Origin of the sequence: Campylobacter concisus, assembly GCF_902460595.1 — a bacterium.
GTDB classification, from domain to species: Bacteria; Campylobacterota; Campylobacteria; order Campylobacterales; family Campylobacteraceae; genus Campylobacter_A; species Campylobacter_A concisus_BL.
The window spans coordinates 1-696 of sequence record NZ_CABPVA010000046.1 but is presented as its reverse complement, the minus strand read 5'-3'; the positions used below and the strand labels follow the sequence as shown (position 1 = coordinate 696).

The following is a 696-nucleotide window of genomic DNA, read 5'->3' as shown; positions in this document are numbered from 1 at the left end:
AAATTAAGTTCGTGGCATTTTTCAATTAAAGAACAAATCTTTATAATGATGCCTTTTAAATCTAGCATATTACTTATGGCGGTTTCATGGCTTACATTTAAATTTTCTTCTTCTCTCAAAATATTTTTTGCACACTCATTATTGATATTAGTTAGAATCATCTCCTTTTCTTTGTAGATTTTTTCTATATCATCAAAAACCTCTACATGACCTTTAGACACATATCGCAATAAATAACCAAATTCATGCACAACAAGGTTGTTGACATTAAATCCTCCAAATCCATTAAAATCAATTCTATTATCAGATAGGAATTTTTTTATTTCTCTATATTTTAGAAAATTGTCGACAGAAGTTAACATTGACTCTCCTTTTATTCATTATTTTTTATTCTTTTATTTTTTTCATATTCTACTCTTTCCTTAATTATATCAGTGCATTCTATGAAAAAATTTCCATATGTATTTTTATTTAAATATTTTAAATCAAATAAATCATCTAGCATATAAGAAGGCTTGCTATTTTTCATAATGTTTCCAATATAATAATTTGATGAGTTTAATTTATCATAGTCTTTGCGTTCTAGAACCCTAAGTGATATTTTATGCTCATGTTTTATGTAAAATTTATACAATTCATAAAGATCATAACATTCTGGACCACTCATTATAAAATCTTCTCCTATGCAATAAACAT

At 25.1% G+C, this 696-nt stretch carries 1 protein-coding gene and 1 pseudogene; both read right to left on the bottom strand.

What is annotated here, in order from left to right:
* Positions 1-362: hypothetical protein (locus F3G86_RS10240; RefSeq protein WP_149723790.1), on the bottom strand; the 362-nt coding region annotated here is incomplete at its 3' end.
* 11 nt (positions 363-373) lie between these two features.
* Positions 374-696, bottom strand: a pseudogene (locus tag F3G86_RS10235) (transcriptional regulator); the annotation flags it as partial.